22 protein-coding genes and 2 pseudogenes are annotated in these 24081 nt (G+C 54.5%); 10 read left to right on the top strand and 14 right to left on the bottom strand.

Features of this window, described 5'->3' with window-relative positions:
• Window positions 1-7: 7 nt before the first annotated feature.
• Window positions 8-355 (bottom strand): hypothetical protein, encoded by a 348-nt coding sequence (locus AC1RPZ_RS02170; protein ID WP_493134304.1) that lies wholly within the window; start codon window positions 353-355, stop codon window positions 8-10.
• A 552-nt stretch (window positions 356-907) separates the two neighbouring features.
• On the opposite strand from AC1RPZ_RS02170, the gene AC1RPZ_RS02175 reads away from it, so the two are divergent.
• Window positions 908-1321 (top strand): hypothetical protein, encoded by a 414-nt coding sequence (locus tag AC1RPZ_RS02175; protein ID WP_493134306.1) that lies wholly within the window; start codon window positions 908-910, stop codon window positions 1319-1321.
• A 310-nt stretch (window positions 1322-1631) separates the two neighbouring features.
• On the opposite strand, the gene AC1RPZ_RS02180 is transcribed toward AC1RPZ_RS02175, so the two are convergent.
• From AC1RPZ_RS02180 to AC1RPZ_RS02205, 6 genes are all read right to left on the bottom strand, one after another.
• Window positions 1632-1802 carry a type II toxin-antitoxin system PrlF family antitoxin gene (locus tag AC1RPZ_RS02180; protein WP_493134308.1) on the bottom strand — a complete coding sequence of 57 codons (171 nt, stop codon included), beginning with the start codon at window positions 1800-1802 and terminating at the stop codon, window positions 1632-1634.
• Between the two features lie 52 nt (window positions 1803-1854).
• Complete coding sequence (locus tag AC1RPZ_RS02185) at window positions 1855-2286, bottom strand: antitoxin Xre/MbcA/ParS toxin-binding domain-containing protein (protein WP_493134310.1); 432 nt, start codon at window positions 2284-2286, stop codon at window positions 1855-1857.
• Window positions 2283-2669: a hypothetical protein gene (locus tag AC1RPZ_RS02190; RefSeq protein WP_493134312.1), complete on the bottom strand. Its 387-nt coding sequence runs from the start codon at window positions 2667-2669 to the stop codon at window positions 2283-2285. Before AC1RPZ_RS02190 ends, AC1RPZ_RS02185 begins: the two co-directional genes overlap by 4 nt.
• Window positions 2666-3088: a DUF6957 family protein gene (locus tag AC1RPZ_RS02195; protein ID WP_493134314.1), complete on the bottom strand. Its 423-nt coding sequence runs from the start codon at window positions 3086-3088 to the stop codon at window positions 2666-2668. The genes AC1RPZ_RS02190 and AC1RPZ_RS02195 overlap by 4 nt, the downstream gene beginning before the upstream one ends.
• A gap of 102 nt (window positions 3089-3190) precedes the next feature.
• The gene (locus AC1RPZ_RS02200; RefSeq protein WP_493134316.1) at window positions 3191-3661 is read right to left on the bottom strand and encodes a DUF6957 family protein; all 471 of its coding nucleotides are present in this window, start codon (window positions 3659-3661) and stop codon (window positions 3191-3193) included.
• Between the two features lie 718 nt (window positions 3662-4379).
• A complete protein-coding gene (locus tag AC1RPZ_RS02205; protein ID WP_493134318.1) occupies window positions 4380-5114 on the bottom strand; it encodes a metallophosphoesterase in 735 nt (244 codons plus the stop codon).
• A gap of 174 nt (window positions 5115-5288) precedes the next feature.
• Between AC1RPZ_RS02205 and AC1RPZ_RS02210 the strand changes: the two genes are divergently transcribed.
• Window positions 5289-5744: a helix-turn-helix domain-containing protein gene (locus AC1RPZ_RS02210; RefSeq protein ID WP_493134320.1), complete on the top strand. Its 456-nt coding sequence runs from the start codon at window positions 5289-5291 to the stop codon at window positions 5742-5744.
• A 111-nt stretch (window positions 5745-5855) separates the two neighbouring features.
• Window positions 5856-6077, top strand: coding sequence for a hypothetical protein (locus AC1RPZ_RS02215; protein ID WP_493134321.1), 222 nt, complete (start codon window positions 5856-5858; stop codon window positions 6075-6077).
• A gap of 221 nt (window positions 6078-6298) precedes the next feature.
• Here AC1RPZ_RS02215 and AC1RPZ_RS02220 read toward each other — a convergent pair whose 3' ends face one another.
• Entirely contained in the window at window positions 6299-7588 is a 1290-nt protein-coding gene (locus AC1RPZ_RS02220; RefSeq protein ID WP_493134322.1) for a hypothetical protein, read from the bottom strand.
• 220 nt (window positions 7589-7808) lie between these two features.
• Here AC1RPZ_RS02220 and AC1RPZ_RS02225 point away from each other — a divergent pair, with 220 nt between their 5' ends.
• The gene (locus AC1RPZ_RS02225) at window positions 7809-9362 is read left to right on the top strand and encodes an LA2681 family HEPN domain-containing protein (protein WP_493134324.1); all 1554 of its coding nucleotides are present in this window, start codon (window positions 7809-7811) and stop codon (window positions 9360-9362) included.
• 32 nt (window positions 9363-9394) lie between these two features.
• Here the strand turns inward: AC1RPZ_RS02225 and AC1RPZ_RS02230 are convergent, their stop codons facing one another.
• The 5 genes and pseudogenes from AC1RPZ_RS02230 to AC1RPZ_RS02250 form a co-directional block, all read right to left on the bottom strand.
• Complete coding sequence (locus AC1RPZ_RS02230) at window positions 9395-11539, bottom strand: AAA family ATPase (RefSeq protein WP_493134326.1); 2145 nt, start codon at window positions 11537-11539, stop codon at window positions 9395-9397.
• Between the two features lie 157 nt (window positions 11540-11696).
• The gene (locus AC1RPZ_RS02235; RefSeq protein ID WP_493134328.1) at window positions 11697-12668 is read right to left on the bottom strand and encodes an endonuclease domain-containing protein; all 972 of its coding nucleotides are present in this window, start codon (window positions 12666-12668) and stop codon (window positions 11697-11699) included.
• A gap of 324 nt (window positions 12669-12992) precedes the next feature.
• A pseudogene (locus AC1RPZ_RS02240) lies at window positions 12993-13160 on the bottom strand (GntR family transcriptional regulator); the annotation flags it as partial.
• A gap of 55 nt (window positions 13161-13215) precedes the next feature.
• Window positions 13216-14691, bottom strand: a complete 1476-nt coding sequence (locus tag AC1RPZ_RS02245) for a hypothetical protein (protein ID WP_493134330.1) — start codon at window positions 14689-14691, stop codon at window positions 13216-13218.
• A gap of 598 nt (window positions 14692-15289) precedes the next feature.
• Window positions 15290-16312, bottom strand: coding sequence for a zinc-dependent alcohol dehydrogenase family protein (locus AC1RPZ_RS02250; protein ID WP_493134333.1), 1023 nt, complete (start codon window positions 16310-16312; stop codon window positions 15290-15292).
• A gap of 267 nt (window positions 16313-16579) precedes the next feature.
• Here AC1RPZ_RS02250 and AC1RPZ_RS02255 point away from each other — a divergent pair, with 267 nt between their 5' ends.
• Window positions 16580-17494: a LysR family transcriptional regulator gene (locus AC1RPZ_RS02255; protein WP_493134335.1), complete on the top strand. Its 915-nt coding sequence runs from the start codon at window positions 16580-16582 to the stop codon at window positions 17492-17494.
• Between the two features lie 430 nt (window positions 17495-17924).
• Here AC1RPZ_RS02255 and AC1RPZ_RS02260 read toward each other — a convergent pair whose 3' ends face one another.
• The gene (locus AC1RPZ_RS02260) at window positions 17925-19163 is read right to left on the bottom strand and encodes a Bcr/CflA family multidrug efflux MFS transporter (protein ID WP_493134337.1); all 1239 of its coding nucleotides are present in this window, start codon (window positions 19161-19163) and stop codon (window positions 17925-17927) included.
• A 306-nt stretch (window positions 19164-19469) separates the two neighbouring features.
• On the opposite strand from AC1RPZ_RS02260, the gene AC1RPZ_RS02265 reads away from it, so the two are divergent.
• The 5 genes and pseudogenes from AC1RPZ_RS02265 (at window position 19470) to AC1RPZ_RS02285 (ending at window position 24063) form a co-directional block, all read left to right on the top strand.
• A complete protein-coding gene (locus AC1RPZ_RS02265; RefSeq protein ID WP_493134339.1) occupies window positions 19470-20459 on the top strand; it encodes an aldo/keto reductase in 990 nt (329 codons plus the stop codon).
• Window positions 20460-20504: 45 nt separating this feature from the next.
• Window positions 20505-20799 (top strand): annotated as a pseudogene (locus AC1RPZ_RS02270) (flavodoxin); the annotation flags it as partial.
• Window positions 20800-20813: 14 nt separating this feature from the next.
• Complete coding sequence (locus AC1RPZ_RS02275; protein WP_493134341.1) at window positions 20814-21806, top strand: aldo/keto reductase; 993 nt, start codon at window positions 20814-20816, stop codon at window positions 21804-21806.
• 32 nt (window positions 21807-21838) lie between these two features.
• The gene (locus AC1RPZ_RS02280) at window positions 21839-22984 is read left to right on the top strand and encodes a (R)-mandelonitrile lyase (RefSeq protein ID WP_493134343.1); all 1146 of its coding nucleotides are present in this window, start codon (window positions 21839-21841) and stop codon (window positions 22982-22984) included.
• A 2-nt stretch (window positions 22985-22986) separates the two neighbouring features.
• Entirely contained in the window at window positions 22987-24063 is a 1077-nt protein-coding gene (locus tag AC1RPZ_RS02285; protein WP_493134345.1) for an alpha/beta hydrolase, read from the top strand.
• Window positions 24064-24081: the final 18 nt, after the last annotated feature.

Genomic DNA, 24081 nt, shown 5'->3' on the forward strand with positions numbered 1-24081 from the left:
ATCCGCACTATAGCCCCAGATCTCGATTCAACTGATCCGCTTTCATTTCGTCAGTGGCCTGCCCCGACTCCATGAGGTGCAATTGCAATTGGTCGCGCAAATGCATCCTTAGACGAGATCTGAGCTCTACGTAGCCGGCAGATGGGCCTGCATAGATATCACGACGCTCCAGAACATCACGCAGCACCCTGATGCTCTCCGTGCCAATCCATGACGCGTGCAGCCGTACGGTAGGATCGAACCCGGGCTCTCTCTTGAAACTACCGACCGCCTCTTCAACCAGCAGCACAAACGCTGCCGCGTCAGACGCCTGCTGCACTAAGCGCCAAACCTTCACCTCAATCTCATCTTCCATCTGCTCTCTCCAGTTCATACGAGACTCCGCGCGCGTGAAAGTTGTCCGACACGGGTATTTTTTAAAAAATGACTCGTTGTTTTGAAATCAAACTGGAAAGCAGCGGCTTACGCCGCGAAGTGGCGATTTTGCTATGCCCATAGGGCAGTCACACATCAGCGTCAGCAGGATACATCGCAAGAAAAAGGCCAGAAGCAGGATCACTGCAAAAGCGAAAACCTACATCATTTCCCCAGCAGGATCGACGGATGGTGAGGCGCCGAGATCGCTGCTTTTTTGTTGTCCTCAAATATAGAGATCCGTCGCTCAAAAAAAATTTCAAGGGGCCTTCTGAAAAAATATATTTGTTGACACTGCCCAGCAAGAATTCACGACGACCCGATACTCTTTTTGCTTGAAGAGTGTGCGATGAGTGCATTCAGATCTAAACGTCCAACAGCGTACAATTGAGCTTCCTGTAGAAACGCCTGGGTCGTCCAGGAAGGTGGTGGCTGAAATTGATTCCACTCCTGCCGATACGCGTCAGCGCAGAACGAATGTTAAGGAGCCTTGATGGCGGTCGATTTGAAAAGCCTGTGGCAGCGTGAGCGTGCAAGGCGGGCGGCTTTATGGAGTTTGGAGGGATTGCGACCCGGTGATGAACGCGCAAAACCTCAACTGAGCATGCTCGATGAAATTGATCGACAAGATCTCGAACAACCTAATGGAGAGGTTCAATTTATGACGATTGAGGAGTTGAGAGATTCTGTGCCTGAAACACCGTACGAAAGCTGCGATGGCCACCATTTCTTGATCGTTCTAGACCAACACATCCCTGAAGTTTGGCGAACGAGATTCGAAGCAGCCAATGCGCTCTCCGAACGTTTTTCGGAAGGGAGCTACGCACACGACTGGCGCCGATTTCTGAGGGTGTGGCAGCGAGACATGGAGCATCTCAAAGCTCACCGAAAGGGGGAGTCAAAATGATCGAGTTTGATTTGAACACAAACGATTGTGAGGCCCTTATCCGACATTGCGAGAGCTTTGTGCCTCAGGGGGATGACCCTAGGGAGAAACGGCGCTTGCTAGCAGCCTTGGACGTGCTTCGAGAGGCGCTGATCGAGCATCTTAAAAAGGACGTTTTGTAAGACCAGAGGCGGCAAATTTTGGGTCAACGTACTGCCAAGTCGATCGTGCAAGCAACTCACTCTTGCGTGGCCATCCACTCACATGAAAGCCTGGCCCCTAATACCGGACAGTGAGGCAGATGTGGGGGAGGATCAGAAACTCCTGTGCATCATTCGTCATCGGCCACGAGAGGTTCATTCAGATCAACTACGACATCACCGACTAGTGAGATGTTTCGAATGACCAACTCGGAGCTCAGAGGCCGCAATCGCTCGGAGTGGTGATGAATGTCAGACGCCAAAGAAACCAGTATCCGGATCACCGCAAGATCTTCTTCCAAGGGTTCAGCCCCCTCCCAACACCGTGTTTTTCACTACGTGAAAAGACGCCATTTAGGTAGGTATGCCGTGCTCAAGTCGGCCGATCAGATCAATCACGGCACTAGAGTTTTCCCCGGTAATGAGCATCTCCAATGGTGACTTTGAATTGACCCCCCGCGACGGGGAACGCAAGAAAGTCGCTGCTACTTGGGCGTCGCCCTCGAACAGATCACAGGACGCCTGTACTACACCAATCAACGCATAAAAGCGTTTGCTTTCGCGTAAAGAAAAAAGCCCTGTCATCGCCCTCTTCGATATTAGCTCCGGAGAGATCCTTAAGCCCCCTCCAAGCGTTTCTTCATCTACACCCAGCATGAGTGCCAGAGATTGAAACGGAGCGTAATGCATCCGTCGACGAGCGAAGTCGTGATGTTGAGTGCCTGGCGAAGGTAGCCCTAAAGCTGCCAAAATATCTGTTCTCAATGGGTCGATGGCTTGCTTCAAATGAGTTCATTGGCAGGCATCTGAGGTGACCAATTTTTATGGTCAGGACATCGTACGCTGAGCCAGTGCTCCCCTCCTAAAGTCCCAGTCTGACCACATACCTCGCAGGTCGACATCGAACGATCTTCTGCAGCGGCAACCGCTTCACGGCAAGCCGTATCACCACCGGAGTAGTAGAACCGTAACCCTCCGAACTTTTCCTTAACTTGGCGCACTTTTAATGGCGGCAGTTCGGGGTGGGCGTCCATGTGAGTTTTCAGCGTGCAGCACAGCTCGTCGATCAAATTCAGCCATCCTGGCAGGCATGCGATTTCGCGAAGAGGGGCGCTGCAAAAAAACTCTGGGTAACGATCACGCAAGACAGACAGGAGATTTTCAGTCATTGGATTTTCGTGCTCGATTTCTGATACGCGGCTAATGCCTGAACAGCCGAAAGACTCGCGTGCTTGCGTGCCCCACGGCCGGCCAGTATGTACAGCATGTCTTTGCTTTCAAAAATACAGCCGTCAAAATCGCGTTGGTAACCGCTGAGGATGCTGTCGCCAGGTCGATACTTGTCTTGGCTGTCGTGCACGATCAGCGGGGAATACAAGACACATGACTTAAGGCCCTGCGCGATGACCTCTTGCTCCTGAGAGGCTGGGAGCATGACATCCAACAGCATCCAATGCCTCACGACGCAAAAAGGTCGTCCGTTGAATGCCTCATGTGATGCTCGAATCAACTCAACGTCGTCGAGCTTTGCGCCATTCAAAACGCACGCGGGGCCATAGAGCAGATCCGCCAACAGTATTAATTCCACACTACCCCACTTAGTTTTTTTGAATGCACGCTGGACGCTTCCCTGTGAAGGCCTGGTGCGACATCGACTCTCGTACACTCGTCAAAATTCGTATGGTTGAGGCTACCTGCCAATTTCCATCACTGCTCTGGCACTGCCTTTTTTCCGCAAACCACGCCCCAACAAGACGTACACCGTGTTGGTACTTTCGAATAGATATCCATGTGTGAATGAGCGTTGAAAGGTGCTGCGCACCCACTCGCCTTTCCGGCGTTTCTCGCTGCTATGGAGAACCACTTCTGCCGCATACAGCACATACGGTGCAAGCCCATCGTTCACCAACGAGTCCCTGTAACTTTCATCGACGTCTAACTCGATGATTCGCCAGTCCCTCACAATGCAATACGGCTTATTCGGAAAATTCAGTACGGCTTCAACTTCAGCCTCCCAAATGTCCTTCCCGAAGCCACTCATAGGCTTACCACCACCATGCAGCAGCTCTACTAATTCACTATCCACGCGGTTCCCTACCTTTTGAAATAGCCAATCAAAACCTTCAGCTTTGATTGCCTGTTGGATTCGACGGGCCTGCATCGGCGCACCCTCGCCTCCCTCAACTGAGCATTCGTCAGTGAATTATGTTGACCAAGGGCAAGGCACCATTTTCAAACCACCAGTGACAGATCACGTATCTGCTCCCGTTGAATGTCTCACAGAGCTGATACCCCTTAAGCTTGAACACTCTTTCGAGCTTGGAACTACGGATCGTTTACCATCCGCAAACCGCCCTCGCGTTTCTGAAAAAACCACTCCAATCATGCAGGGAGGCTGAAACTCGGCGCAGCACAGGTACCCCGTGATCTGAACGCCAAAATCAACGGCCTTTGCGTCCAGCACGCATTTTGGGAATCCCATTCTCTTACCTTCTTTGACTAAAAACGTCCGAGGACAACATCAATGAACTCGGTCAAAACGGTCTAATGCACCGTTTTCGTGTAGCCAATGTGCAATGACATACACTCCCCCATCGGTCGCTGTCACGACCTCGTATCCCGCGCGCGGGCATCGTCCAGCAATAGCAGGCGTACGGATGGGTAGCCCTTCCGGAAAGCTCCGTGTGTGATCGCAAAACAACAGCCCAGTCATGCGCGGGGGTGCTCCAAGGCGCACAGAAGGTATCCAACGACATCGGGGTCAGGGATGGCCGCCCGCGCTCGCTCTATGACTTTTGGCAATCTGTGCAAACTGAAGTCAGATAGATCCGCTCCAAACGTTTTGATCCAGTACACCCTGGTTACATTTCTCGCTGCACTCAGAATTCAATCGTGAAATCTGGAACAAAACCTGTCTCTTCCTGAGGGTACCCACGCGGATTGGAGATAATCCGACAGCCCTTCCATTCGAGATCGATGGCGCGATGCGTGTGGCCAAAGATCCAAACATCCGCCAGAGGTACAAGCGCGTGCCAGCGATTGGTGTAAGCGGCAATCAGGTGGCCGTCCTGCTTGTCACCCACGGCTTCCGGGATCGGACAATGATGTGTGATAACTATGGTTTTCCCGTCGAAAGGCTTGTTGAGCTCACTTACCAAAAAATCAAAAGCCTCGTGGTTTCGTTCAATCACGTCTGCTGGACGTAGCCGTCGAAAGCTCTCCTCGGCTCTGATCACCTGAAAGTCATTCATCCACATTCCACTGGTGATCATCGCCTCTACTGCGTTACCCATGGAGGAGAAGTCTGTCCAGCCGGTGGTGACCAAAAACCGCGTTTGGTTGTGGTTGCAAATCCAGACTTGGTTTTCGAGGACATTTACATTTGGGGCGGCAGCCTCTCGCATTTTGCGAAGCGTGTGATCGATGTGGCCTTTGTAGAATTCGTGATTCCCGCAGACGTAGATGACGGGACAGCGGAAGTTTTCGTTTGCCCATCGCACACCACGTGACTGGATGTCGATGTCTCCCCCCAAGACGACCAGGTCGTAGTCTCCAGGCTCAGGGGCAAATGGAGAAAATTCGTTATGCAGATCCGAAAGCACGTAGAGCTTCATCTGTAGCCCGATCTCGATTTACAGCTAAATTGAAATACCTGAAGACAGGCACGCGGCTGGTTCTCATAGATTGATAACGCACAATTTCGCCACCAGATCCACTCGTATGAATATATACATTTGAGTGGATCATGGCAATCACGGCATACAGCTCTGTTTTGACGGAACGGAAAAATGTCTGTGCGCACCGCATTCGCCGTAGCACTGAAGCTTTTGCGAACAAAGCGTGGCCTCACACAGCATGAGCTGAGCAAAAAGGTCGATCAATCGCATGTAAGCCGCATCGAAAATGAAAAGACCTCCCCTAGCTTGGAAGCCATCATTGAGCTCGCCAGGGTTTTGGAGATCAGTCCTGTTGCGCTCATGGCACTGGTGTGTGGTGCACAAGACGAGCTGAGCGCGGGCGATGTCCTGAAAATCGCTGAAAAGGATCTTCAGGATTTGGCGCTACTGCAGGCTTCGATTCCGCTGGAAATTGAGGAGATGCCTCACCCTCGCGTTACCGCTGCGGCAAAAATGCGAGAGGAAGTTCAAGCACTCAAAGAACAAGGCCTTTCGCAAGCTGAAATCGCGAGGAGGCTTGGGATGGCAAAGACCACGGTTCAGCGTCATTGGCATCGCTCTGGCTAAGCTCGTTCCACTTTCCGGGTAGACCGGTGCTTACGCGTTCACCCACTCGCCGCCCCTGGCCATCATCGAACCACTGCTATGCTTTGCTCTCCATCCGAACGGAGTCGAGTCATGGCCGAGCAATATTCCCTTCCCGACGTACTGGCAAGAATGTACGAAAACCAACTGGCGATCGAAGCTGCGCTGATGGAACTTGTCCTGTTGGAGGAGCAGCGCGGCCCATCTGAGACTTGTGAGAATGCGCGTGCCGCACTTGAAAGGATTGGTGAGAACGCCGGGCATATCAAACAGGGGATTGCGAGGTTGGGGGGAAGTGCGGGCACTGTCGAATGAAGACTTTTCGCTGAAGGATGGAAACGCGGTGCAGTGGCGCCCGGCATTAACTACCAGATGAAGTGTGAGTTACGGCCGAAGCCCTATAGAAACTGATGATATTGAATCGTACCGTCACATCGAAGACATCGTAACGGTGCCGAATGAAACGAGTTCGCTTAGGTGCGCTTCGTGCCTCATATGGTAGACCGCGCCGCTTCCAAATCTCTCAACAGGTAGGTTTACAGCACCGGAGGCTCCCAACCATTGAAGTGTTTCAACGCGTCCAAATCCCCAATCAACTCCTTCGCTTTAGCCAATCGTTCCAAAACGACCTCCCGCGCCTCACTGTCGAGTGTCCCGGCAGATCGCTCAATGTCTTCAAAGAAAGCCTGAATGCTGTTCGCTTTCGCCCAGGTCTGAATCACCGCTTCTAATTGATTGCGGCTATCCTGGATCACCTTCAGTCGGCGCTTTTCGATTTCCTTTCTTTGCCATTCAGCTACCTCCAATTGGTGTTTCTGCCACTCAAGCTCCCTCCTCTCCCGCTCTGCTTCAACTTTGTTGGCAAGCGAGGGCGCCTCTGCAATCAGGAGCTTTATGATGCTCGGAATTTTGCTGGCCAAATCGCCCGGCTTATCTTCAATCCAGCGGCTAACCCATTTCGCGCCGTAGTAGGGAGAATAAGCCTGCAGACACAGCCGACCTGTGGGCATGTCCTCACTCATTACCCATCCATCGTGAAAGGGAGAGCGGCGCTGGCTGGCTGGAAGTGAACTCAACCGCACGTATTCCTTATCAACATGCTTAACCTGCACGTACTCACTGACTTCGTAAATCGACAAACCAAAAGCTATGGTGCCAATGTAAACCACCGTAGGTCGTTGCGGCTGCCAAAGTGAGGGGTAAATATGCCTCGTTGAGGCCTTCTCCCGATGATCAACTGATTCGCGACTCATATGCGTGGAGGGGTCGCAGAGCGCTACAGCAAGACCTTCTTTCATCAACGCCAAATATAACTGGTTGGCGAAAGCCACTGCGTGGGTGATACCCGTACGACTCACAATCAAGTCTGCCATGGAGCGCTTTGAAGGTCGTAAATAGCCATTCTCGCTTTCACGAACCTTTTGGAAATGTTCTTCAATATCCAACAACAATGGATGTTTGCGAGGCAGTGTCACAGGGATGTTTCCCGCTTTACGCCCTATCTTTTTCAGTGCTTTAGGTAATGTCTGTGAAATCTTTAAAGGGGCACCGTTGCGGCTCCAGGCAATGACTGCGCCGGGTAAAGCCACTGGCAAAGGTGGACGAGCTTTTCCTTTTCCCGCTGCTACTTGAGCCCAATACCCCACCGGAGGACGCGGTATATTCAAGCTGGTAAAAATTCTAGCGAGGTAACTTGAGGAAACCCCATATCGCTCCCCGATTTTCGTCATTGGGGTTGACCAGGCTTGCTCGTACAGAGACTCCCTGGTCACGGTGTCCTCGGGCGATTCAGCGTCGGAATCGGGAGTGGCTGGATTGTCTTCCATAGGGCTAGCGCTTCGAGAGGATTGATCGTTAAGTGAGTCGATGCCTAGGTAATCCTAGCCCACCTTCTGTGACGATCCAGGGATGAGATCCCAAGCTAAACAGGGCTCGAAGCGCGGCAAAAATAACACTGATTAAATGGTCGACCATGACGTTGCAGCGTTGTGAACTATGGTACGCCAGTGAATAGTACAAATTGTATCCATGACACGAGGGGCTCCAATGCCATCAACGCTTAGACGTTACAACGAGCTGTCAGCGCATCTTGATCACCTGTTGAATACCGATCCTGCGCTCGCAGTGACACAAGCTCGGGAGATCAATCTTGATACCCCTGATCGACCCAATTGGATGAATCTGCAGGCAAGCATACTGGTCGATGGAGGCGCATTGACTCAACAACAGGATGCTATTGAAGATGGTCTTGCTTTATTTCGTGAGCTTTATAGTTCGTTCCCAACCTCAGGCGTCACATACAACCTCGCGAACGGTCTTGTCGCTGCCACAGGGCATCCGCCCAGCGATCGAAGCTGGCTGGATCATCAAGAGCGCACTCGGGAGTATCGTTCGCAAGCGCGTCACTATTTCTGGACGGTCGCTCAAAACATGGATGCCGACCCATCACTGAGAACGCAAGCCTGGACGAATCTCGCGAATCAGTTCAGCAATAGTTTACGGCTTGGCGAAGCCCATGATGCAAGGCTCGCGGCGCTTGAGATTGACCCAGAGAATGGAGTTGCCGCAGCTTGCGCAGCTAGAGATCTGTTATGGCTTTTTGACCAAGGGGGATGCTCAGACCTTACCCACACAGAAGCAATCATGCTGGCTAAAATCGCGCATAGACATGAGGATCGAGTTGTCGAGTACGCTGGTGCGCGCGCAGCAAAAGAAATATCAGCTTTCGCTAACGAGCTCGTAGATCCTGCACCACGATCGCCACATACCGATCCTTTCATCTTATGGGTGGAAACCGAACGGCTAACGCTCGCGCCAGTCGTTGAGCTCGTCGATCCAACCTTGGGGAAGCTGGACTGGCTAATGCTTCCCGGCATCTTAGAACGTGAGCTCGGGGCAGCTGCAACACCACCGCCCGTGTTCGCCATGTTCAACATGCTGAAGAGCGACTTTATTCTTGCTCGCGATCTGGCATGGCGAGCTTTCGACGAAAATGTTTGGCCGACGACAGGGCGATTCGCGGACACGCTCGACTATGCCACCTACGGCCCGGATGCTTCCGCACTCATACTCGCGCACCGAACGGCCCTTGACCTTCTCGACAAGGTGGCTGTAACGGCGAATCACTACTTTGAGTTAGGACAGCCTTGCGACAAGATTTACTTCGGCACGTTATGGCGAGGAGCCCCGGATAAATTAACCAACGTACGTCCACTCACCGACAAAGTTGAAGCGGTAATTCGTGGAGGTGCCAGTGCTTTGTACGGCCTTGTGGAACTCGCTGAAGACTATGCCGGCAAATCTGGCATCCTTCGCCACCAAAAGGCTTTGCGTAACTCCAGTACGCACCGCTTCGTGATTCTTCATGATCTTGGCGATCCTGGCTCCAGCAGGCAGGCCCCCGAAGTGGAGCATCACCATCGCGAACATTTCACCCAGGAGGTGTTGCGCGCGATCCGTGTTGCCAGGTCGGCCATTCAGATGCTCGCACTTGCAATTTCTCAACACGAAAAAAGATTGGCACAGCGAGCAGACAGCTTAGTCGGATCGCTGATTGTCCCTGACCACGACTGGATTCGGGGCCGTGACAAGGACGAATAGATAAGGCTGTATCGAACACCTCGCTCGCGCTATTAGCTCATCATTTTTTCGTAGTGTTCCCCAAAACCTGTTTTGACGAACACCTGCTTGAATTGCTCAATAAAGTGCTCAGGAGCGATCTCACCAAAGTCAGTGAGGTTGATAGCATCTGAATGCGACTCCCGGTTCACGTACCGGTACAGCGCTCTGAATTCCGTGTCCTCGTCGGCCAGTTCCAGCAGTGCGTTCTGCAGCTCATCTTGTCGGTGGACGAACGTGAAGTAATATTCAAGGATATTGCGCATCATGTTTGGAATCACAGACGCAGAGGTACGCCCTTCCTGTGCATCCTTGATGGTCTGCCAGAAAGATTGATAGTCGTTTTGCACGTCTGTAGGTTTCATCGGCGTAATCGTGCTGTATATCGCCTTGGTTATCCTGAACAGAGAAAACTCGTCTGCCTTCCTCAGGTGCTTCAACATTTCGTGGAAGAAAAACAGATTGTGGGTGAGGATGAATACTTGTTTGAAACGATCCTTGGGATTGAGTACACGACGATAAATCATCGACGCAATGTCATAGATGTAATTGTGGGACAGGCTCGATATCGGGTCGTCGATCACAATGATGCGGTTGCTTTTGAGCTTGCTCTCCTTGCCATCGAGTTCGCCATTACAGACCTCTAGAAAGTAGAGGAACGAGATCAGGGTTTTCTCTCCCTCACTGAGCGTCTTGAAAACACCCGCCTGCTGATCCGGTCGTTGGAGCCGGTACCGAGGAAGTTCGCCCTCCTCCTTCACCACGGTAAAACCTTTCAGTCCAAGCATGTTGAGGGACGCGTTGATGCTGTCGATGGACTGATCGATGTTTGTGATTTTTGATTTGCTGTCGGCGATGATGTCCTGGTGTATTTGTTCCTGCGCGCGAATGACTTCCATTGCGTTGCGCTTTTCTTCCCGCTGCGATGCATAGTCGTTGTGTACCTTTCTTGCCGAGGTTATCAACGTATCGCAGTTCGAGCGAAAGCAGTTCCAGAAGCGCGTTTTTATCTTCTCCAAATGGGTTTTCTTGTCCCTTACCCTGAGGTTGATCACATCGATTTTTCCTTGCTCAACTCTTACCAAGGCATTGAGGTCTGCAAGGGCATCTGCAGTTGATGTCAGCATGATCGGGACAGATGGACTCGCCACTTTGGCTGAGAGGCTCTGAATGTTTAGACGCAGTTTCGCTTCCAGGCTCGCGATGTGCGCTTGGAATGCAGGCAGCTGGTATTCAGTGCGGTGATACTGGGACTGCAGGCGAGCTACGCCAGCTTCGTATCGGCTTTTTAGCGAAGTGAGTTGCCCAATTCGTTGCTCATACGTTTTATCGAATACCCTCCTGATTTCATCATAAAACTGGGCAGGCAGCTGTTGCTGGCAAAAGGGACAACGCTCCTCCTCTTTGGGAACAAAACCCAAGGCTTGCTTGACCCAATCGGAATTGCCTAATTCGCTTATCAGGGCCGACAAATACGAGTCACCTGACCCGGTAATAGTCTCCATGAGTAAAGCGTGGCCTTCTATTTCGCCCTCAGCAAAGCTCAGTATGGGTATCCCCGGCAGCACAGCATCACTAGCCAGTTGCAGTTGCTCAGCCTCTGCCGAGAGCGACTCAAACGTATCGGAAGTCGGAACCAAATTGAGAGCGACGACTTTCTCTGTCAGTTTTTCCTTGGTATTCAGGGACGCAAAACAGTACTTCAAGGGCGCGTTGTCGAAAGGCTTTTTCAATGCCCAGATACGGTCTTGTAATTCACCCTTGTTGACCTTCTGAGCCTCACCAAGCGAATTCCCTGACACCACCACAGCTTGGCGTTCTTCTGTGAGCTTCTTGAGTGCAGACTCGGCAGCTTCTAGGGCCTTCCCTGCTTCGATGTTGCCTTCGTTCAACATAAAAACGCCCGGCTGAGAGCTTGCGTGAAAATTGCTCTCCATAAAGGTGTGGTTGTAAACCAACACCTCACGCTCAGCATCTGCGGGCAACGCGCTACAACGGTGGTACACCAGGTTTGCAGGGTCTTGGAGATAGTTACCAATAGTGGTCTTACCGGTGCCATTGTGTCCGTAGAACACATTAACCTTTGTGAGCGGGCCGATCGTGGAGTTTGTGTCGGGGGAATAGCTCGACACGCCTCGTAGGATTATATTTTTTATCACGACGCTATCCTTGGCAACAGGGAGTCCGGAACCATCGTATGCCTGTCGTCAGTTGCTGGAAAGCCCCGCAATCCACCGATTGATTCGCCTCCTGAACTGCGTAGCCGCTGTTGTATTTTTAGTAGCGTCCCTAGAATTTCGGCATGAGCCCATATTCTTAAAATGGATTCCCAGGCTTGGCACTCAGTCGCTCTACCCTTGCCAACTTGCAAATCTCATCAATACATCCGTCTAGATCTTTGTAAATCTCCGAGCCGGTGAACCTCAAGACATTCCAACCCTCACCAAAAAGCCATCGATCACGCTGGGCATCTTCGGTTCGCTGATACTTTGTCTTGTGAAAATCATGGCCATCCAGCTCGATAGCTATTCGTTTGTTCGGAATGGCAAAATCAAGGCGGTATTTTCCGACCTTGTGTTGAGCAAAGATGTGTAAGTCGAGGAAAGCCAGCTCAAAAAACATCTCTTCGATGGGAGAGCCGAACGGATAAGGCTCATAGTCATGGCGAATACTGGGGTCTCGACCGAGCAGCTTCGATAGGATTTCCTCGCCCTGAAAAATCGGAATTACGACCTCCCCATCTGAATTGACTCCAGCCTTTGCCAGATCGATCATCCTGACCAGTTCGCCGGACGCATTAATGTACTCCATGTCTTGAATGCGACAGCCAATACAGGGGCAGTTTTTGGCGATACAACCTTTGGCTATCACTCGTTGATCCAAGCTTACTGAGAAGTAGGAATGAGTGTACGTTCCATCGCTTTCTGCTCTGATATAAAGCACTGCGTCTGGGGTTTGGCACATATTGTCTAGCATCGTCTTATTCAGACGGCCCCGGTAACGCTTGTACCGCTCAATCTTGACCCCTTGCAAAAACATCTCTCCCTCTTCCGCAAAGGGAACGACAACCATATTGTCCTCTAGCCGTTTTAGCGAGCCCAGGTCGAGGACAGGAATCTCCCCCTCATATGTGTGAATTGTCGCTTGGCACAACATACATCCCAAGCAACCGCACTCGATACCCGTGCATTCTTTGGTAAGAACAAAATCGCCGTATGCTTGTGAGAACACGACAAAAATCCTGCGCTTCTCTTCCGTATAAATCACAACGTAAGCAGATGGAACCACGAGCAATCCTTTTTTCGATGGCGGGAGCGTTTACATCATCGGCACGGAAGGTCACGTCCGAATGGCTGCAGTTTCTCAGATCCGGCCATGTTTCGAAATGCAGTTACTCCTCCGGTTTCAGCTCAAATGCCACCAGACTGAAGGCCGGATCCGCTAGGGTTTGGTGAGCAAAATGAAAGTGTAAACAGGAGGGCCTAAAAGCAGGGTATTTTTACATTTTTTTAGGATTCGTGATCCGCGAGGTGCGGGAGGCCCTGGTTATAACCAGATAGCGTGGCGCTTTGGTGGCAAACTATTATTTTTTACATAGTCGTTGACAATCGAGAGTATCATGGCGTACTGGATGGTTGAAATCGACACGTTCAAGCGGTCTGCCAGTTGCCTCAACGAAGGCAGTTTGATTGGTGTTTCTGCCCCCATTTCATTGATCAGACTGGTCAAGTATCGGTACACGGCCTGGTAGGCAAAATCGGTCTCTCTTTGTCCTTTCATGGGCGGTGGCCGATCGCTGTGCGCGTGTTTTTTGATTCGGTCAAACCAGGCTCCTTCAACGTCTCGCCGACAGTTCACTCAGCGTATCAGCCTCCTTGAACTCTCCCTGCTCTTCAGTGTTCAAGCCCGGATCACCTGTCTCAAGTCCGCCCCCGGCAACCGAACGCATGCCGTAGAGCTTGCAGATCAAGCTGACGGACAAACCACTGACGTCGATCATCCATTGCATGACTTGCTCGGGGGCTGCATTGCCCTGCATCGCTTTGTGCAGCTCAGGCATCGCTACCAACATGCCGGGATGACAGCGGCGTAAAAAGTTTTCCAACCCGGCACCTGCATCGACGAAGGGTGCAAAGAGCAGGCACAGCTGCTGTGTTTCATTAAGTCCCAGTGTTTGCTGAGCCTCGACGGCCGCCTGGGCCCGCAGTTCAGTCATCACCTGCCAATTGCCGTAAACCTCTAGCACCTGATCGCAAAGGCGCTCGGGCAAGTGTCGTCTGCGCATCATCAACAACGCCCGCTGAATGTACGCTCTGAATCCACTTTCGTAGGTCAGCCCCTTCACGAAACTGGCCTGCAAGCCCCGTAAATGGGCCGAGAGCAAAGGACTGGCGTATTCGTTTTCGCGCAGGTGAGCGTCAACTTCGTCAGGTTGCAGCCCGAGAAAGTCGGTGAGCAATGGCCAGCGCTCTTCCATGTTGCCGGTCACCAGATCCTGGATATCGATGTAGTCCACACAGCGGCGCGCCTCGAAACTCTCGCGTGGCCGCCACTCGACGGTTTCATGGCCCGCATAAAGCACGCGATAACAATCGCCACCCAACTGATCGAGCGTTGAAAACAACCCATCGAAACTGCAGGCGGGATGAGTGATCGCCGGCAGGCCGGCCTTTTGCGCGCCTCGCGTCAGCCCTGCCAGAAACTGCTTCTGCTGACGCGCTGTTTCACTGCTGATCAACGCATCGACACCGCCTTCCCATCGGCTCATCTGCGTATAGAACTCGCCTGTGGCCAGATAACAGTCGTCGCACGCTTCGAACACCCCGTCAGTCCCTCGCAGGTGACCGAGCATCAGCATGTTTGTGCGATTCAAATCGCGGCCAGCCTCAGATATCGGGGTCAAATGACTGAATGGCAGCACCTCGCGATTATCGACCATCAGCACCTCGACCCGAGGATCGTCGTAGACGAACAGGGCACCGTAGCTGCGGTGAATATTTTCCATGATCGTTGGCGTCGTCCCGCCCAGACGTAGCGTGGCGACACGCAGCTGGAAGGTCGCTGGCGCTCTGCCCGCGATACTCAACTGCGCGGCACGCAGGAACGCCAACGTGTAGCAACTGTCCCGTGTTCCCGAGTGCATCATCAGCACCTTGTAAGTGCCGATTCTCTCCATGCCTCCGGCAGCCACCACCAGACGCTGGATTAAAAGTTGCAATGCAGTACGTTCCGCGCGAGAAAAGAAACTCAGCAACCGCTGCAAAACTTGCTGGTAGACATAGTTCATCGCTTGATCATGAATAGAGCTCATCGTCATTTACCTGATATTCAAAAAGTCGACATCGAACAAACAATCATTTGTTTGCACGACCTGCGATCGGTGATGGCTGATTACGGCTTGTCGTGAGTATCTGCTGTCAAATGCTAACACTTTGATTGTGGTAACTATTTGAAACGATTGTTTAGCAACAACTCTAACGAACGGATAAATTGCCCACAACGCCCGAGACAGAGAGCTCCAGCAGACCGGAAATACGGCCTAGGACTATTCCGACAACGTCCCACAGACAATGAGTACGAGAAATGAAGAAACCAGAGCAGTGCAATAGTTAGGCAACTAACAAGCGAACCGATTATTTGCCGTGCTTGAATGCGAGGCGCAGATGAGCAATGGCCCGTATACATAGCACCAAAACCGGTACCGATTAAAAGAAGATGCCCAGCCATGACTCATTCCTTGAGATGAAAGTAATCATTCAATTATCAGGGCTTATATGATGATTAGAAGACACAGATCAGGAGCAAAAACCAGTTCAGTTGCTGAACCAATCGATCACGAGGGGAAAATGAGAGGTTTGCAAGTCCAACAAAAATGCAAGAGTCCGTAAACACGGACTCTTGCGCAAGCGTCATGCAGGTTCGACTTGAAGCGCCACACGTTCGCGGCAAGGACACTCGTCCATGTAACGGTGCGCCTCGACAAATTCGGTAAACGGGAAGACCCGAGTCTTGAGTGGCCGCAGAACACGGTCAGCCGTCAACTGGTTGATATCGCGCAAGGCCCGTTGCAGTGCGACCTGATCCTGAACGATGCCAAGTTCCGGTTTGCCGGTGAAATTGCCGATGCAGTGGACGAAGAACTGAATGTTTTTCTGGAACGCTGCACACGCCGGGAATGGAGTCTGGTTACCGCCTTGCAGACCATACAACACCAGGCTGCCACGAGGCGCCAGTACGTCACCGAGCATCGACATCTGTGGACCGCCAAGGCCGTCGAATACCACGTCGACACCGCGGTTGTCGGTGAGCTTGTTGATCTGCATGAGCAGATCCTGCTCTTCAGTGACGATCACCTTCTCGGCACCGAGGGACAACAGGTACTCGCGTTCTTCGGCGGTTTTGGTCGCGGCAATGACCCGTACACCCAGAGCCTTGCCCAGTTGCACAAAGGACGGTCCGGCGCAGTGGCTCGCATCGGTTACCAGTGCAAACTGCCCCGGCTTGACCCGTGCCAGATCGGCGTAAGCAAAGTAGGCAACCAACAGCGGCGTGTAATGCACGGAGGCTTCGATCGGACTCAGCACATCCGGGTAACGCGTCAGCGCCGAACGCGGCAGAACGATTTGCTCGCCATAAACGGGATAGTCATTGGGGCTTTCTGCCGGGAAGCTGGCGACCTTGTCACCCACCGCCAGATCATCGACACCTTCGCCGATGGCCGTCACCACGCCGGCCATTTCATGACCAAGGCCAGACGGTAACCGGGCATGGGAAGACGCCAGGTTCTGACGCCAGAGGATGTCATACCAGCTGATGCCAATCGCCTCGACACGCACCTGCACTTCGCCCGGCGCTGGCAGAGCTGCCGCATGCTCTTCGCATTTGAGCACCTCGGCTGGACCAAACTTGTGAAAACGGATCGTGCGGGACATCGCAAACCTCGTCAAAGTAACCTCTAATGCCCTGAACTCTATCTGGGCTTTCTGACCAAGACCATCAGTGGCTATTAATAGTCGACATGCCTGTCATTGATTCCGCAGCTCCGGCAATACGTCAATCAACGTAGAAAACCGAACCAGCATTGTGGGAAAACTGAATTACTCGGTGCAGAGTACCAGCCTTTCCCCGTAAGATTCATGCCGGCCATTGTTCTCATATGGCCGCTCCCGTCAAGTTTGCTGACTCTGCCAGGACTCCAGATGAATCGTAATGACCTGCGTCGTGTCGACCTGAACCTGTTGATCGTGTTCGAAACCCTTATGCATGAACGCAGCGTGACCCGCGCGGCGGAGAAACTGTTTCTCGGCCAGCCGGCCATCAGTGCGGCGTTATCGCGCCTGCGCGGTCTGTTCGACGACCCGCTCTTTGTGCGTACCGGCCGCAGCATGGAGCCTTCAGCCCGGGCGGTAGAAATCTTCGCCCTGCTCTCTCCGGCTCTGGATTCGATTTCTACTGCGGTCAGTCGTGCCGCCGAATTCGATCCGGCCACCAGCACCGCAGTGTTTCGCATTGGTCTCTCGGACGATGTCGAGTTTGCGCTGCTGCCAATGCTGTTGAAGCGACTACGTGCCGAGGCCCCCGGCATCGTACTGGTGGTGCGTCGGGTCAACTACCTATTGATGCCGGGATTGTTGGCCTCGGGTGAAATCTCGATTGGCGTCAGCTACACCACGGATCTGCCAGCCAACGCCAAACGCAAAGTGCTGCGTCGCAGCATGCCCAAACTGCTGCGCGCCGACACCGTTCCCGGGGCCTTGAGCCTCGACGATTTCTGCGCTCGCCCGCATGCGCTGGTGTCCTTTGCAGGCGACCTCAGTGGCTTCATCGATGAAGAACTGGAGAAACTCGGGCGCAAGCGACACGTGGTGCTCGCGGTTCCGCAGTTCAATGGTTTGAGTACATTGCTGGCCGGCACCGACATCATTGCCACTGTGCCCGACTACACCGCCGATGCACTGACCGCCGCCGGTGGCGTGCGTGCCGAAGACCCACCGCTGCCGATGCGTACCTTCGAGTTGCACATGGCCTGGCGCGGCTCCCAGGACAACGACCCGGGTGAACGCTGGCTAAGGTCGAGGATTCAGATGTTCTTTGGCGACCCTGAGAGTCTATGAAAAAGCCGAGACTGGTTTACTCAGTAATCAGCAGTAGTCAAAGTCTACAAGTGCGCACGCTGTCTTGAGTGGCGGTACAAGAGATTCCCCCGGTCGTGCGCCATAGATACCCTGACTTTGCTCGCGGGGAGCTGCCGATAATTCTCCCGGACTGGGCGCCCATCGGACCTGCCTTTTATATCTACTACCCTGGACGTCGACAGATGCCGCCTGGGAGCTGATAGATTTATTCCGAGCGGCATGGGCTGTTTGACAGGGCATTGTTCGGCCAAGCCATGCTTGGCCTTGAATACCTGTTTATCTGCAATGACCCGGTACATTTGTTCTATCCGAATTAGACAGATAACTGTCCTTCGTATGGCGTAGGAGCAATCAGATTGCATCAGAGCGAACGTTCGTTAAGCGCAAAATCGCACGATGCATAAAGAGACTAGGCAGCGCCTTTAGAAGTAACGGCTGTCGCCACGCAGCCTATACCCGCTAAGCCCATCACTAACGCCATGCCTCGGGGCGTTCCATCGGATAACCAACTGACCAGCGCGGCGCTGAAAATGCCGCTGCCATAGTGCATCGCGCCCACCAGTGACGATGCCGATCCTGCTCGTTGGGGAGAGTGCGCGAGAGCACCCGCCACGGAGTTAGCGACAATGAGTCCATTCATGGACATATAGAAAAAGACCGGTACGACCAGACCCCAGAGCCCTCCCCAACCGAACCAGGCACATAGACCGAGCGTCACGCCGAAGAATGCCAAAGCCCAGGTCCCAATGTTGAACAATCGTTCGCTGCCCATTCGGCCGAGCAATCGACCGTTGACGAAGTTGGCAATCATCATCCCCAGAATATTGACCCCGAATAGCCAACCGTAAGCCTGCGGTGACACGTGGTAGTAATCGATGTAGACGAACGGCGTGCCGACGATGAAGGCGTAGGCGCCGACGTAGAAAAAACCACCCGACAAGGCGTACCGGATCAGGAGTGGGTCACACACCAGTTGCAGATATGTGCGCAAGATCAGCCGCAGCGGCTCGGTAGTTCGACGCTCGGGAGGCAGGCTTTCCGGAAGATTGCGAAACGAAAAAAGCGTCACCAGCCCCACACCAGCCAGCGACCAAAAGATCCCTTGCCACGACCACCAGTGCTGCACCTGGCCACCAATCAGTGGCCCTGCCAAAGGCGCAACACCCATGATCAGAATTAGCGTCGAGAGCATTTTCGCTGACTGCTCGCGTCCGTACAGATCGTGAACCATGGCGCGCGACAGCACCGGTCCTACGCAAGCACCTAACGCCTGAAAAACCCTACCCACCATCATTTGGGTGACGTTAGTCGACAGTGCGCAGCCGACCGAGCCGATGATGAACAGGATCATACCGATCGCAATCGGCAGCTTGCGCCCGTAGCGGTCGCTGATTGGTCCCCACAACAACTGACCCACACTGAAGCCGATCAGGAAGGCGGAAAACGTCAGCTCGATACTCGCGTTATCGGTGTGCAGCGCCCGACTGATGGTGGGCAATGCCGGCAGATACATGTCGGTGGAGATCGAGGCAAACGACATCAATGCACTGAGGTTAAGTAGCAAGCCCAGTTGGTCAACCTTACGCGGCGACTCGTTGCTGCTCGCAGAAGCGGTATCTGGCGTTGCGCGTCGTTGAAGTGAAGACATAAGGACGGGAGCCTGCTCGTGAATAACCCCGCATCCTAACCAGTCGCGACCCATTCATTAATCCCATAACTGCGCATGATGAGATGAGCTCAACTCATAAATCTGTAGACCATCCGTGGTGCCTGTCGCCCGCCGACTTATGAAACCAACTCATATGTCCATGCTGATTTAACCGTCTAGTGTCCCTTGCCCACCTCACCTAGTGTGTCCACAACGCATCTGCACTCGCCGCTCCAGGTGAAGTGCAGGCTGTTCCTAACCACTGACGGTCAGCTCAATGCTGCCCGCCAGACAGGGAGATCTCCTATGCAAAAGCGGAAACTTGGCAACAGCTCTCTTGAAGTCTCGGCCCTTGGTCTGGGCTGCATGGGCCTCAGTCACGGCTACGGCCCAGCCACTGACACCGGCGAAGCCATCTCGCTGATCCGCAAAGCAGTTGATCTGGGCGTGACATTTTTCGACACGGCCGAGGTCTACGGCCCCTATCTGAATGAGCAAGTGGTGGGCGAAGCACTGGCGCCGGTGCGTGATCAGGTGGTCATTGCCACCAAATTCGGTTTCACCTTTGGCGAAGACAACAAACAGCAGATTCTAAACAGCCGTCCTGAACATATCCGCAGCGCTGTCGAGGGCTCGCTGCGGCGCTTGCGAACGGACTTTATCGATCTGCTTTACCAGCACCGAGTCGATCCGGACGTACCGATCGAAGACGTCGCCGGTACGGTGAAAGAACTCATTCAGGAAGGCAAGGTGAAGCACTTCGGCCTGTCTGAAGCCGGCGCGCAAACCATCCGCCGGGCTCATGCCGTGCAACCGGTGACCGCTCTACAAAGCGAATATTCCCTGTGGTGGCGTGAGCCGGAGCTGGAGATCATTCCGACCCTCGCTGAGCTGGGTATCGGCTTTGTGCCTTTCAGCCCGTTGGGCAAGGGCTTCCTCACCGGATCGGTAGCGGCAGACGCTTCGTTCGGCAGCGACGATTTCCGCAGCATTGTGCCGCGCTTCAGCCAATCAGCCCTCCAGGCGAATCAGGGCTTGGTGGTGCTGATCCGTGAGATTGCAGCGCAGAAAGATGCCACGCCCGCGCAAATCGCTTTGGCCTGGCTGCTCGCACAGGCGCCATGCATCGTTCCGATTCCCGGAACCACCAAGCTGCATCGCCTGGAAGAAAACATCGGCGGCGCGTCCCTCTCGCTCTCCAAGGCAGAACTCGAGGCCATCGAGTCGGTACTGTCGCGGATCCACATCGAGGGCGAGCGCTATCCCGAGTCTCTCAAGTCGCGCGTCGGGCGCTGAGAGAAACGGTCGTCGCAGCGCTCGCCAGCATGCCCCTGATGGCGTTACGACGTTGTGTTTCTCGGTTTCCCTATCTGGGGCGAAACCACGCCCCCCACCGTGCGCGCGTTTCTCTCAGCCCACGACCTGACCGGGAAAACCATCATCCCCATCATCACCCATGGGGGGCTACGGCCTCGGCAACAGCCGATCGATTCTCGAAAGCCACGCGCCCAAGGCGAAGATTCTGGATGGCTTCGTGATGGAGGGTGAGCAGGAGCGCAAAACCATGGAACGCGTCAACGTCTGGCTGAGCGACTGCAAGCTCACTGGCGGATCCGCCGCGCGACTCGATTTCTGAATCGGAGTAGACACATGAACACTCGCAAGCTGGGCAATGGCCTGGAAGTCTCGGCACTGGGCCTTGGCTGTATGAGCATGACGTCGGCGTATGGGCCGGCAGCTGACAAGCAAGACATGATCAAGCTGATCCGCACGGCGCATGAGCATGGCGTCACCTTCTTCGACACCGCCGAAGCGTACGGCCCTTTCAGCAATGAGACGCTGCTGGGTGAGGCCCTGCAACCGATCCGCGATCAAGTGGTTGTGGCCACCAAGTTCGGCTTCGACATCGACTTGATCACAGGCGAACGCGGCAGCGGCACCAACAGTCGCCCGGAACATATCCGGGCCGTGGCCGAAGCCTCGTTGAAACGCCTGCGCACTGATCGTATCGATCTGTATTACCAGCATCGCGTCGATCCCGCCGTGCCGATCGAAGACGTTGCCGGCACCCTCAAAGATTTGATCGCCGAAGACAAGGTCAAGCATTTCGGCCTGTCGGAGGCCGGTGTCGAGACCATTCGCCGCGCCCATGCGGTGCAGCCGGTAACGGCGGTTCAGAGCGAATACTCATTGTTCTGGCGTGGCCCTGAGCTTGGACTTTTGGAGGTGCTGGAAGAACTGGGCATCGGCTTCGTGCCGTTCAGCCCGCTCGGCGCCGGTTTCCTCACCGGCAAAATTGACGAGAATACCCAATTCGACGCCTCAGATTTTCGCAACGTCGTGCCGCGTTTCGCTGCGCAGGCACGTAAGGCCAACCTGGCGTTGGTCGAAGTGGTCAAGGCTGTCGCCCAGAGTAAAAACGCGACCCCTGCACAAGTTGCGCTCGCCTGGCTGATGGCGCAGAAGCCGTGGATTGTGCCGATCCCCGGCACGACGAAACAGCATCGCCTCGAAGAAAACCTTGGGGCTGTCGAGTTGGAACTGACCCGCGAGGATCTGCATTTGATCAACGAACAGACTGCCGGAATCCAGGTGCAGGGCGATCGTCTGCCCGAGCCTGCACTGAAGATGACCGGGCTCTGAATCCATCTCACCCTTTAGCAGGGACGCCACCGATGAAAACTCTGATTGCACCGCTGTTTGTCTTGTCGCTCCTGTCCGGCGAAACCTCTGCCGAAACCGCCAATGAAGTGCGCATCAGCCGCGCAGGTGCTCAGCCATCGATCCAGGGTGCGGCGGAAAACTTCACGGGCACAGTGCGGGTCGATGGTCTGTTCAAGGCTGAGCCCCCTGCCCGCGTCGGCGGCGGCACCGTGACCTTCGAACCCGGGGCGCGGACGGCCTGGCATACCCATCCGCTGGGGCAGACGCTGATTGTCACCGCCGGCGTCGGTTATGTGCAGCAACAAGGCGGCCCGCGACAGGAAATCCGTCCAGGCGATACAGTCTGGATCCCACCGCACGTACGCCATTGGCATGGCGCCACCGCCACGACCGGTATGACTCACATCGCTATCGCCGAAGCCGAGGACGGCAAAACCGTCACCTGGGCCGAGAAGGTATCAGACGCGGAATATGCGGACGTGACAGCGCCAACCTTGCCCGATACTCAGTCTGTATCTGACACGCTGTCAGCCAGGCAACAGGCGATTCCGCTCATCGCCGCCGCCATGGCCGTGAGCGATATGCCCAAGCTCAACGCGGCTCTGAACCAAGGCTTGGACGCCGGCCTGACGGTCAGCGAAGCGCGGGAAATCCTCGTGCAGCTGTACGCCTATGTCGGCTTTCCGCGCAGCCTCAACGCGCTGGATGAACTGATGAAACGGGTGCAGGCGCGCAAACAACGTGGCATCGACGACGCGCCCGGACGTGAGCCCGGTCGTGCGATTCCAACCGGCGATGCCCTGCTGGTGGCTGGCACGGCCAATCAAACACGCATTTCGGGCGGCCCGGTCAAAGGCCCGGTGTTCGAGTTCGCGCCGGTCATCAACCAGTTCCTACAAGCCCATCTGTTTGGCGACATCTTCGAGCGCGACAACCTCGACTGGCAGAGCCGCGAACTGGCGACCATCGGGGCACTCGCCGTCATCCCGGGTGTGGAACCGCAACTGCGTTCGCATATGCGCGCGAGCCTGCGGGTCGGGTTGAGCGCCGCTCAGTTGCGACAAGTCACCGAGCTATTGGCCGGGCACATGGATGAACAAACCGCCAAGCGTTCCAGTGCAGCGCTGACGCAGGCACTCACAGCGTCTGGAGGTTGAAGATGAAGAATGGAAAAAATCTGCTGGGCATCGCCCTGCTCGGCTTGCTGGCTGCCTGCGCAACCCAGAATTCTAATCAGGCCAATGGGCCTTTGCTGATTCAGCAACAGGGCAGCTTCGCTGTCGGCGGGACGATGACCACAGCGCCCGGCACCTTCAACCCACGCAAACCAATGGCGCCGGACGGCCAGACTTACCATGGTGACCATGCCTACGCGTTCTACCAGATTCCGATGAATGCGCGAAAGCTGCCCATTGTCATGTGGCACGGCGCGGGTCAGTTTTCAAAGACGTGGGAAACCACCGCCGATGGTCGCGAAGGCTTTCAGAACATCTTTCTGCGCCGGCAGTTCGGTGTGTACCTGATCGACCAGCCGCGCCGTGGTGATGCCGGGCGCAGCATGGTCGAGACTACGCTCAAGCCCACGCCGGACGAACAGCTGTGGTTCAACCAGTTCCGTATCGGCCTGTGGCCCAACTATTTCAATGGCGTGCAGGTCGCCCGCGACGCGCAGACGCGCGAGCAGTTTTTCCGGGCAATGACGCCGAACACCGGGCCGTTCGACATGGGCGTGGTCTCCGACGGGGTTTCGGCGCTGTTCAACCGGATCGGCCCGGGCATCCTCTTCACTCACTCGCAGGGCGGCGGGCCGGGCTGGTTGACGGCGATCAAGAACGACAAGGTGAAAGCGATCGTGGCGTTTGAACCGGGCAGCAGTTTTGTCTTCCCTGAAGGAGAGGTGCCGGCACCGATTCCCAGCGCGTTCGACACGGTGCAAGGTGCGGCGGTACCCGTGGCGCAATTCATGGCGCTGACGCGGATTCCGATCCTTGTGCTGTACGGCGACAACATCCCGGAACAGGCCGTCGCCCTGCCCGCCCAGGACAGTTGGCGTACCCGCCTGGCCATGGCTCGCTCCTGGCGCGATGTCGTCAACAAACACGGCGGCGACGTCACACTGATCCACCTGCCGGAGATCGGCATCAAGGGCAATACCCACTTCCCCATGTCGGATCTCAACAACCTTCAAATCGCCGATCTCGTGTCGAAATTCCTCGCTGAAAAACATTTGGACTAACCAGAAAACTGCGCCTTT

It is taken from the genome of Pseudomonas sp. GW822-FHT02D10, from assembly GCF_058802345.1.

Excerpts from the sequence above, each read along its gene's own strand:
- AC1RPZ_RS02250 (WP_493134333.1), bottom strand. The coding sequence starts at position 16,312 with ATGTCCCGCACGATCCGTTTTCACAAGTTTGGTCCAGCCGAGGTGCTC.
- AC1RPZ_RS02190 (WP_493134312.1), bottom strand. The coding sequence starts at position 2,669 with ATGACTGAAAATCTCCTGTCTGTCTTGCGTGATCGTTACCCAGAGTTT.
- AC1RPZ_RS02210 (WP_493134320.1), top strand. The coding sequence starts at position 5,289 with ATGTCTGTGCGCACCGCATTCGCCGTAGCACTGAAGCTTTTGCGAACA.
- AC1RPZ_RS02260 (WP_493134337.1), bottom strand. The coding sequence starts at position 19,163 with ATGTCTTCACTTCAACGACGCGCAACGCCAGATACCGCTTCTGCGAGC.
- AC1RPZ_RS02285 (WP_493134345.1), top strand. The coding sequence starts at position 22,987 with ATGAAGAATGGAAAAAATCTGCTGGGCATCGCCCTGCTCGGCTTGCTG.
- AC1RPZ_RS02245 (WP_493134330.1), bottom strand. The coding sequence starts at position 14,691 with ATGAGCTCTATTCATGATCAAGCGATGAACTATGTCTACCAGCAAGTT.
- AC1RPZ_RS02255 (WP_493134335.1), top strand. The coding sequence starts at position 16,580 with ATGAATCGTAATGACCTGCGTCGTGTCGACCTGAACCTGTTGATCGTG.
- AC1RPZ_RS02205 (WP_493134318.1), bottom strand. The coding sequence starts at position 5,114 with ATGAAGCTCTACGTGCTTTCGGATCTGCATAACGAATTTTCTCCATTT.
- AC1RPZ_RS02170 (WP_493134304.1), bottom strand. The coding sequence starts at position 355 with ATGGAAGATGAGATTGAGGTGAAGGTTTGGCGCTTAGTGCAGCAGGCG.
- AC1RPZ_RS02280 (WP_493134343.1), top strand. The coding sequence starts at position 21,839 with ATGAAAACTCTGATTGCACCGCTGTTTGTCTTGTCGCTCCTGTCCGGC.
- AC1RPZ_RS02175 (WP_493134306.1), top strand. The coding sequence starts at position 908 with ATGGCGGTCGATTTGAAAAGCCTGTGGCAGCGTGAGCGTGCAAGGCGG.
- AC1RPZ_RS02215 (WP_493134321.1), top strand. The coding sequence starts at position 5,856 with ATGGCCGAGCAATATTCCCTTCCCGACGTACTGGCAAGAATGTACGAA.
- AC1RPZ_RS02265 (WP_493134339.1), top strand. The coding sequence starts at position 19,470 with ATGCAAAAGCGGAAACTTGGCAACAGCTCTCTTGAAGTCTCGGCCCTT.
- AC1RPZ_RS02220 (WP_493134322.1), bottom strand. The coding sequence starts at position 7,588 with ATGGAAGACAATCCAGCCACTCCCGATTCCGACGCTGAATCGCCCGAG.
- AC1RPZ_RS02275 (WP_493134341.1), top strand. The coding sequence starts at position 20,814 with ATGAACACTCGCAAGCTGGGCAATGGCCTGGAAGTCTCGGCACTGGGC.
- AC1RPZ_RS02225 (WP_493134324.1), top strand. The coding sequence starts at position 7,809 with ATGCCATCAACGCTTAGACGTTACAACGAGCTGTCAGCGCATCTTGAT.
- AC1RPZ_RS02200 (WP_493134316.1), bottom strand. The coding sequence starts at position 3,661 with ATGCAGGCCCGTCGAATCCAACAGGCAATCAAAGCTGAAGGTTTTGAT.